Below are 8,897 nucleotides of genomic sequence, written 5' to 3'. Positions count from 1 at the left end.
CGCCAAGAACGTCGGCGAACTCGTCGCCCGGGACGACATCGACGGCGGCCTGGTCGGTGGGGCGTCGCTGGACGGGGAGCAGTTCGCGACGCTGGCGGCGATCGCCGCCGGCGGGCCGCTTCCGTAGGGGTGCGCAAACTCCCGGTCGCGACCCGGTAAGCTTCCGTGCATGCAACTGGGCCTGCAGATCACTCTGGTCGTCAGCAGCATCCTGGTGGTGTTGCTGGTCCTGCTGCACCGCGCCAAGGGCGGGGGCCTGTCGACGCTGTTCGGCGGGGGTGTGCAGTCCAGTCTGTCCGGGTCGACGGTGGTGGAGAAGAACCTCGACCGGTTGACGATGTTCGTCGTCGGCATCTGGCTGGTGTGCATCGTCGGCATGGCCCTGCTCATCAAGTACCGCTGACCTCTCGGCAGGCGGTCCCGGTCGTCCTCACCGATACTGGGACCCATGGTTGAGGTATCCGACACCGCGTTGGCGCCGATCGGCGCCGTGCAGCGGACCCGGGTCGGCCGCGAGGCGACCGAGCCGATGCGCGCCGACATCCGCCTGCTGGGCGCCATCCTCGGCGACACCGTGCGCGAGCAGAACGGCGACGAGGTGTTCGACCTCGTGGAGCGCGCCCGGGTGGAATCGTTCCGGGTGCGGCGCTCGGAGATCGACCGGGCGGACATGTCGCGCATGTTCTGTGGGCTCGACATCCACCAGGCGATCCCGGTCATCCGGGCGTTCAGCCATTTCGCACTGCTGGCCAACGTTGCCGAAGACATCCACCGCGAGCGCCGGCGCGCGGTGCACGTGGCTGCCGGGGAGCCGCCGCAGAGCAGCAGCCTGGCCGCCACGTATGCGAAACTCGAAGCGGCCGAGCTGGATTCGGCCACCGTGTCCGACGCGCTGCGCGGCGCCCTGGTCTCCCCGGTGATCACCGCCCATCCGACCGAGACGCGCCGTCGCACCGTGTTCGTCACCCAGCACCGCATCACCGAGCTGATGCGGCTGCACGCCGACGGGCGCACCGAGACCGCCGACGGGCGCAGCATCGAACGCGAACTGCGCCGACACGTCCTCACGCTGTGGCAGACCGCTCTCATCCGGTTGTCGCGGCTGAAGATCTCCGACGAGATCGAGGTGGGGCTGCGGTATTACCCGGCGGCGTTGTTCGAGGTGATCCCGCAGGTCAACGCCGAAGTCCGCGGCGCGCTGCGCGCCCGCTGGCCCGGCACCGACCTGCTGTCGGGGCCCCTGCTGCAACCCGGTTCCTGGATCGGCGGCGACCGCGACGGCAATCCGAACGTGACCGCCGGCGTCGTGCGGCTGGCCACCGGCAGCGCCGCGTTCACCGCGCTGGCTCACTACCTGGCCGAGCTGACCCACCTGGAACAGGAGCTGTCGATGTCGGCGCGGCTGGTTCGCGTCACCGACGCGCTGGCCGCGCTGGCCGACGGCTGCCGGGAACCCGCCCGCGCCGACGAGCCGTACCGGCGGGCGCTGCGGGTGATCCGCGGGCGGCTCACCGCCACCGCGGCACACATCCTGGACCGGCGCCCGCAACATGAGCTCGATCTCGGCCTGGCGCCCTACGGCACACCGGCCGAGTTGCGGGCCGACCTGGACACCGTCGACGCCTCGCTGCGGTCGCACGGCAGCGCGCTGCTGGCCGACGACCGCTTGGCGCTGCTACGAGAAGGCGTGCACGTCTTCGGGTTTCATCTGTGCGGGCTGGACCTGCGGCAGAACTCCGACGTGCACGAAGAAGTGGTCGCCGAGCTGCTGGCCTGGGCGGGGGTGCACCCCGACTACGGCGCGCTGCCCGAAGAGCAGCGCGTCGCGCTGCTGGCCGGCGAGCTCGGCACCCGCCGGCCGCTGGCCGGTGAGTGCGCGCAACTGTCCGATCTGGCCCGCGGCGAGCTGGGCGTCGTCGCGGCCGCTGCGCATGCGATCCGGACCTACGGGCCCGCCGCGGTGCCCAACTACGTCATCTCGATGTGCCGGTCGGTGTCCGACGTCCTGGAGGCCGCGATCCTGCTCAAGGAGGCCGGCCTGCTGGACGCCTCGGGGACGCAACCGTACTGCCCGGTGGCGATCTCGCCGCTGTTCGAGACGATCGACGACCTGCACAACGGGGCGGCGACCCTGCACGCCATGCTCGAGCTCCCCCTCTACCGGGCGCTGGTGGCCGCGCGCGGCGACTGCCAGGAGGTGATGCTGGGCTACTCCGACTCCAACAAGGACGGCGGGTATCTGGCCGCCAACTGGGCGGTCTACCGCGCCGAGCTCGCGCTGGTGGAGGTGGCCCGCCAGGCCGGAATCCGGTTGCGGCTCTTCCATGGCCGCGGCGGCACCGTCGGCCGCGGCGGCGGGCCGAGCTATCAGGCCATCCTGGCGCAGCCGCCCGGCGCGGTGAACGGTGCGCTGCGGCTCACCGAGCAGGGGGAGGTCATCGCCGCCAAATACGCCGAGCCGCAGACGGCGCGGCGCAACCTGGAGAGCCTGGTGGCGGCGACGCTGGAGTCGACGCTGCTGGACGTCGAGGGCCTCGGTGACGCGGCGGAGCCGGCGTACGCGCTGCTCGACGAGGTGGCCGCGCTGGCGCGGCGCGCTTACGCCGAACTGGTCCACGAGACACCGGGTTTCGTGGAGTACTTCATGGCCTCCACCCCGGTCAGCGAGATCGGGTCGCTGAACATCGGCAGCCGCCCGACGTCCCGCAAACCGACCTCCTCGATCGCCGACCTGAGGGCGATCCCGTGGGTGCTGGCGTGGAGCCAGTCGCGGGTGATGCTGCCCGGTTGGTACGGCACCGGGACTGCGTTCGAGCAGTGGATCTCGGCGGGACCAGAGCCTGCCGACCAGCGCGTGCGCGTGCTGCATGACCTGTACCGCCGGTGGCCGTTCTTCCGCAGCGTGCTGTCGAACATGGCGCAGGTGCTGGCCAAGAGTGACCTGGGCCTGGCGGCCCGCTACGCGGAGTTGGTGGCCGACGAGTCGTTGCGGCACCGGGTGTTCGACAAGATCGTCGCCGAGCACGAGCGAACCGTCGCCATGCACAAGCTCATCACGGGCCACGACGACCTGCTGGCCGACAACCCGGCGCTGGCGCGCTCGGTGTTCAACCGCTTCCCGTATCTGGAACCGCTGAACCACCTGCAGGTGGAGTTGCTGCGCCGCTACCGTTGCGGCGACGACGACGAGCTGGTGCAGCGCGGCATCCTGCTGACGATGAACGGGCTGGCCAGCGCGCTGCGCAACAGCGGGTAGCGCCCGTCGCCGAGGATCTGGTGCCCTCGGGTGAAGCGGGTGTGTGACCGTAACCGCGGGCAGTGGTGGTCAGGTTGGGTCGCGGCTGAATCACTACCGGCAATACCCTGACCGGCAGCGGCGGGCTCAGAGTGTGATGATGTCGAGCAGTGGTTGCAGGCCCTCGAAATCGGCGGTATTGCGGGTGGCCAGGGCTGCTCCGTCGCCGATCGCGATAGCGGCGATCATCAGGTCGACGCGGCGCTTGCTGCCGGGTGTTCGTCCGGTGGTGACGACAAGGGTGCACAGTTCGCGGTAGATGTCGGCTTCGCGTTGGGTGAACGGTAGGCCGGTTCCGTAGGTCGATTGGTGCCGGCTGAGTTCGATGCCGGCGTCGGCGGCGATGGTGGGGTCGGGATGTGCTGTGCCTTCGCTGAATTCAGCGAAGGCGAGGGCCGATACAAGGAATTCGTGGTCTCCGGGTGGGAGGCGTTCCCAGTGTGGCGTCTGGATCAGCAGATTGGTATCGAGGTGGACTCTCACCGGTCCTGGTCTCCCACACGCCCGGCATCGTCGCGGCCGCGCTCGATCATCTCCAGCATGGCGGCCTGGTAGCCGGCGGTTGTTTGTCGGTTGTAAAGACCCGCTTGTTCGATCTGGGCCAGGGTGACGCCACGACGTCGTTCGGGGGGCGGTGGAGGAGGTTGCCTGGTGATGATCACGCCGGTGTCTCTGCCTCGGACGGTGACGTGGAATGCCTGGCCGGCCGCCGCGGCGCTGATGATGTCGGCAGTGTTGTGGCGCAGTTCGCGGATCCCAACCGTTTCGCTCATCAACCTAATGTATCACTTAGGTGACACATGAGTGATACAACAGGTTTGCGCCGTTGTCGCCGCGCCGATCGACGAACCGATGCTCGCCGGGCCGGCGGCAGCAGATTCGGTGTGGCAACCACAGAAGACGACGCCGACAGCCCCCTGTCAGCGGTGGAGCTTCGACGCCGCCGCCTCGTCGAGCAGCCATAGCGTGGTTTCGCGACCGACAGCGCCGGCGGCCGGGACCGAGGTAGCGGAGGCGCCACCGACGGCGGCGGCCACGGCGTCGGCCTTGGCCTCCCCGGAGACGATCAGCCAGACCTCGCGGGAGTGCTGAACCGCGGGCAGCGTCAACGTGATTCGCTGCGGCGGAGGTTTGGGGGAATTGTCGACCGGGACCACCATGCGGGTGGTCTCCCGCACCGCCGCGGTGTCCGGGAACAGCGAGTTGACGTGACCCTCGGGCCCCATGCCCAGCAGGTGGACGTCGAAGCCGGGCATCACCTGCCCGGGCTCGGCGTTGGCCGCCAGCAGCTGCTCGTAGGCCAGGGCCGCGGCGCCAAGGTCGGCTCCGAACTCCCCGTCGCTGGCCGGCATCGCGTGCACGTTGCCGCCCGGGATGTCGATGTGGTCGAGCAGCGCCTCGCGCGCCTGTCTGTCGTTGCGCTCGGCGTCGCTTGCGGGAACGTAGCGTTCGTCACCCCAGAACAGATGCACACTGGGCCAGTCGATCCGGTGCGCTTCGGGGCCGAGCCGCCGCAGCAGGCCGATGCCGTTGCTCCCGCCGGTGAGCACGATCAGCGCCCGCCCCCGGGCCCTCAGGGCGTTGTGGACGGAGTCGACCAGCCGCCGGACCGCGGCCTCGATCAGCTCCTGGGTCTGCGGGAAAACCTCGACGACGGTGTTCATGCGTACTGCACCCTGCCTATCCCCTGCAACGCGGCGAGGTAGATCTCATCCGGGTCCAACCGGCGCATGTCCTCGGCGAGGCACTCGCGGGTTTCCCGGCGCGCCAACGGAACCAGGGCGTCCGGGCGGCCGGTCCGGCTCAGGGTCGCCGTCGTTCCCTCCTGCGGACGGCTCAGGGTGATGGTCCCGTTTGGGCGCCGCAACTCGACCTTGAGGTCGCCGACCACCCGGTGCACCGGACCCTCGATCCGGCTGGCCAGCCACCCCGCCAGAACATCCAGTGCGGGCTCGTTTCGCAGACCCGAAACCAGGGCCGACTCGACCGGTTCGTACGGCGGCTGGTCGAGGGTCGAGGTGAGCAGCGCACGCCAGTAGGTGATCCGCGCCCAGGCCAGGTCGGTGTCGCCGGCGGTGTAGCCGGGCAGCCGGCTCTGGATCGCCGACAGGGGGTCCCGCCCGTTGGTGGCGTCGGTGATGCGCCGAATCGCCAACTTGCCCAGTGGGTCCTGGGCCGGGACGGCCGGCGCGATGTCGGGCCACCACACCACGACCGGGATATCGGGCAGCAGAAAGGGGGTGACGACGCTGTCGGCGTGGCCGGCCAGTGGTCCGGACAGCCGCAGCACCACCGTCTCGCCCGCGGTGGAGTCGCCGCCCGCCCGCAGTTGGGCGTCCAGTCGCGCCTCGGAGGCATCGGCCTCTGCGGCTGTGACCACCAGGATCCGCATCGGGTGCTCGTGGCTGGCGTCGTTCGCGGCGTCGACGCACTCCTCGAGCAGTGCCTCGTTCTCCGACGCGATGATCAGCGTGCCGACCCGGCCCATCGTCACGGCGCCGACCTGCTCACGCAGCTCGTCGAGTTTCTTGTTGACCGCGTTGGTGCTGGTGTCGGGCAGGTCGACGATCATGCGCGCCCCTCCTCAGCATCGCTGCGCTCTGCATCGTCGCCGGAGCGAATCATGGCCGCCGCCACTCGCGGCCGGTCCTGCGGAGCATCTCGAAGGCCGACTCCGGGCCCCACGTTCCCGCCTGGTACGGGTCGGGTTTGCCGTGGGTGGCCCAATAGTCCAGCACGGGATTCAGGATGCGCCAAGCCAATTCGACTTCGTCGTTCACCGGGAACAGGGACGGCTCACCGAGCAGCACGTCCAGGATCAGCCGCTCGTAGGCCTCGGGCGAATCCTCGGCGAACGCCGAGCCGTAGGAGAAGTCCATGTTGACGTCGCGCACTTCCATCGCGCTGCCCGGCACCTTGGAGCCGAACCGCAGGGTGATCCCCTCGTCGGGCTGGACCCGGATCACCATGGCGTTGGTGCCCAGTTCGTCGGTCATGGTCGTGTCGAACGGCAGGTGCGGCGCGCGCTTGAACACCAGCGCGATCTCGGTCACCCTGCGGCCCAAGCGTTTTCCGGTGCGCAGGTAGAATGGCACACCGGCCCAGCGACGCGTGTCGACCTCGAGGGTGATGGCGGCGAACGTCTCGGTGGTGGAGTCCTGAGAGAAGCCTTCCTCGTCGAGCAGGCCGACCACCTGCTCGCCGCCCTGCCAGCCGGCCGCGTACTGCCCGCGGCTGCTCGTCTCGTGCAGCGGCTGCACGAGCTGGGTCGCCGAGAGCACCTTGATCTTCTCGGCCTGCAGCGCCGAGGGGCTGAAGCTGATCGGCTCCTCCATCGCGGTCAGCGCCAGCAGCTGCATCAGGTGGTTCTGGATGACGTCGCGGGCGGCGCCGATGCCGTCGTAGTAGCCGGCGCGCCCGCCCAGCCCGATGTCCTCGGCCATGGTGACCTGGACGTGGTCGACGTAGTGGGAGTTCCAGACCGGATCCCACAGCTGGTTGGCGAACCGCAGCGCCAGGATGTTCTGCACCGTCTCCTTGCCCAGGTAGTGGTCGATGCGGAACACCGACTCCTCCGGGAAGACGGCGTTGACCACGTGGTTGAGTTCGCGCGCGCTGTTCAGGTCGTGGCCGAACGGCTTTTCGATGACCACCCGGCTCCAGCTGCCCTCCTGGGCGTCGGCCAGCCCGGAGCGGCGCAGCTGGTCGCAGACCACCGGGAAGGACTTGGGGGGGATCGCCAGGTAGAAGGCGTGGTTGCTGCCGATGCCGCGTTCGACGTCGAGCTTCTCCAGCGTCACGGCCAGGCGGCCGAACGCGACGGCGTCGTCGAATTCGCCTCGCACGAAACGTAATCCGTCGGCCAGCCGCTCCCATATGGACTGGCGGAACGGCGTGCGGCAGTTCTGCCTGACCGAATCGTGGACCACCTTCGCGAAGTCGTCGTGGTCCCAGTTGCGGCGGCCGAACCCCACCAGCGAGAAGGTGGGGGGCAGCAGGCCGCGGTTGGCGAGGTCGTAGATGGCCGGCGCCACCTTCTTGTGGGCCAGGTCCCCGGTGACGCCGAACAGCACCATGGCGCACGGTCCGGCGATCCTCGGCAGCCGCTTGTCTTCGGGATCCCGTAACGGATTACGCCACTGTGCGGCTTCGGCGCCACGACTCATTTGGCGGCGGAACCCAGTTGGTTCTGCGTCTCGGTGAGCAGCTGGTTCCAGGAGTCCACGAACTTCGCGACCCCTTCGTTTTCCAGGACCACGAACACGTCGGTCATGTCGATGCCGGCCTTTGTCAAATCGTCGAACACCTGCTGGGCGGGGCCGGCCGTGCCACTGACCGTGTCGCCGGTGACCTGCCCGTGGTCGGCGACGGCGTCCATGGTCGGCTCCGGCATGGTGTTCACCGTGTGGGGCGCGACCAGTTCGGTGACATAGAGGGTGTCGGGGTAGGCGGGGTTCTTGACGCCGGTGGACGCCCACAGCGGACGCTGCACACGGGCGCCCGCGGACTTCAGCGCCGCGTAGCGCTCGCCCCCTTCGAAGACCTCCTGGTAGGCGGCGTAGGCCAGTCGCGCGTTGGCGACACCGGCCTTGCCGCGCAATCCCAGCGCCTGCCCGGAGCCGATCTTGTCCAGCCTCTTGTCGATCTCGGTGTCCACGCGGGACACGAAAAACGATGCCACGGAATGGATCCTGGACAGGTCGTGGCCGGCTTCGCGGGCCTTCTCCAGCCCGCTCAGATAGGCATCCATGACTTCGCGGTGCCGTTCCACGGAGAAGATCAGCGTGACGTTGACCGAAATCCCTTCCGCCAGAGCGGCGGTGATGGCCGGCAGGCCGGCCTTGGTGGCGGGGATCTTGATGAGCAGGTTCGGCCGGTCGACGATCTTCCACAGCTCGACGGCCTGCGCGATGGTCTTGTCGGTCTCGTTGGCCAGCCGCGGGTCGACCTCGATCGACACCCGGCCGTCGACGCCCTGGGTGGCCTCCCACAGCGGGGTGAACACATCGCAGGCGGTGCGCACGTCGTCGGTGGTGACGGTGCGGATCGTGGCGTCCACGTCGGCGCCGCGTTCGGCCAGCTCGGCGATCTGGCCGTCATAGGCGTCGCCCTCGGCCAGCGCCTTCTGGAAGATCGACGGGTTGGTGGTCACGCCGACGACACTGCGGGTGTCGATCAGCTCCTGCAGGTTGCCGGACTGCAGCCGCTCCCGTGACAGGTCATCGAGCCAGACGGAAACGCCCGCGGCGGACAGCGCCGCAAGGTTCGGGTTCTGAGTGGTCATGGGAATCGCCTTCTCTCAGTTGTCCACTACCTGTTCCGCGGCGGCAGCGACGGCCTCAGCGGTGAAGCCGAACTCACGGAACAAAGTCTTGTCGTCGGCGGATTCGCCGTAGTGTTCGATCGACACGATCCTGCCGGTGTCGCCGACCAGCTTGTGCCAGCATTGCGCGATGCCGGCCTCGACGGCCACCCGCGCCGACACCGACGGCGGCAGCACGCTGTCGCGGTAGTCCGAGGGTTGCGACTCGAACCACTCCACGCACGGCATCGACACGACCCGCGCGACGATGTCCTTGTCGGCCAACAACGTCTGGGCCGC

10 protein-coding genes are annotated in these 8,897 nt (G+C 69.1%); 3 read left to right on the top strand and 7 right to left on the bottom strand.

The window, feature by feature from the left end; translation table 11 throughout:
• From AC2VOK_RS18605 to ppc, 3 genes are all read left to right on the top strand, one after another.
• Positions 1-127, top strand: a 127-nt coding sequence (locus tag AC2VOK_RS18605) for a triose-phosphate isomerase (protein ID WP_428901788.1), incomplete at its 5' end; no start/stop codon positions are given.
• Between the two features lie 42 nt (positions 128-169).
• Positions 170-403 (top strand): preprotein translocase subunit SecG, encoded by a 234-nt coding sequence (gene secG / locus AC2VOK_RS18600; RefSeq protein ID WP_421528088.1) that lies wholly within the window; start codon positions 170-172, stop codon positions 401-403.
• Positions 404-448: 45 nt separating this feature from the next.
• Positions 449-3,256, top strand: a complete 2,808-nt coding sequence (ppc, locus tag AC2VOK_RS18595) for a phosphoenolpyruvate carboxylase (protein ID WP_428901787.1) — start codon at positions 449-451, stop codon at positions 3,254-3,256.
• A 126-nt stretch (positions 3,257-3,382) separates the two neighbouring features.
• On the opposite strand, the gene AC2VOK_RS18590 is transcribed toward ppc, so the two are convergent.
• From AC2VOK_RS18590 to AC2VOK_RS18560, 7 genes are all read right to left on the bottom strand, one after another.
• Positions 3,383-3,778, bottom strand: coding sequence for a PIN domain-containing protein (locus AC2VOK_RS18590; RefSeq protein WP_428901786.1), 396 nt, complete (start codon positions 3,776-3,778; stop codon positions 3,383-3,385).
• A complete protein-coding gene (locus AC2VOK_RS18585; RefSeq protein ID WP_428901785.1) occupies positions 3,775-4,068 on the bottom strand; it encodes a type II toxin-antitoxin system prevent-host-death family antitoxin in 294 nt (97 codons plus the stop codon). The genes AC2VOK_RS18590 and AC2VOK_RS18585 overlap by 4 nt, the downstream gene beginning before the upstream one ends.
• A gap of 147 nt (positions 4,069-4,215) precedes the next feature.
• Complete coding sequence (gene pgl, locus AC2VOK_RS18580) at positions 4,216-4,959, bottom strand: 6-phosphogluconolactonase (protein WP_428901784.1); 744 nt, start codon at positions 4,957-4,959, stop codon at positions 4,216-4,218.
• Positions 4,956-5,867 (bottom strand): glucose-6-phosphate dehydrogenase assembly protein OpcA, encoded by a 912-nt coding sequence (gene opcA, locus AC2VOK_RS18575; protein ID WP_428901783.1) that lies wholly within the window; start codon positions 5,865-5,867, stop codon positions 4,956-4,958. Before opcA ends, pgl begins: the two co-directional genes overlap by 4 nt.
• 49 nt (positions 5,868-5,916) lie before the next feature.
• Positions 5,917-7,461 carry a glucose-6-phosphate dehydrogenase gene (gene zwf / locus AC2VOK_RS18570; RefSeq protein ID WP_428901782.1) on the bottom strand — a complete coding sequence of 515 codons (1,545 nt, stop codon included), beginning with the start codon at positions 7,459-7,461 and terminating at the stop codon, positions 5,917-5,919.
• Positions 7,458-8,579: a transaldolase gene (tal, locus tag AC2VOK_RS18565; RefSeq protein WP_428901781.1), complete on the bottom strand. Its 1,122-nt coding sequence runs from the start codon at positions 8,577-8,579 to the stop codon at positions 7,458-7,460. The genes zwf and tal overlap by 4 nt, the downstream gene beginning before the upstream one ends.
• A gap of 15 nt (positions 8,580-8,594) precedes the next feature.
• Positions 8,595-8,897: transketolase-like TK C-terminal-containing protein (locus AC2VOK_RS18560; RefSeq protein ID WP_428901780.1), on the bottom strand; the 303-nt coding region annotated here is incomplete at its 5' end.

This window comes from Mycobacterium sp. TH-M116 (assembly GCF_057473685.1).
The sequence above is the reverse complement of the archived record's forward strand: the minus strand, read 5'-3'. Positions and strand labels throughout refer to the sequence as shown.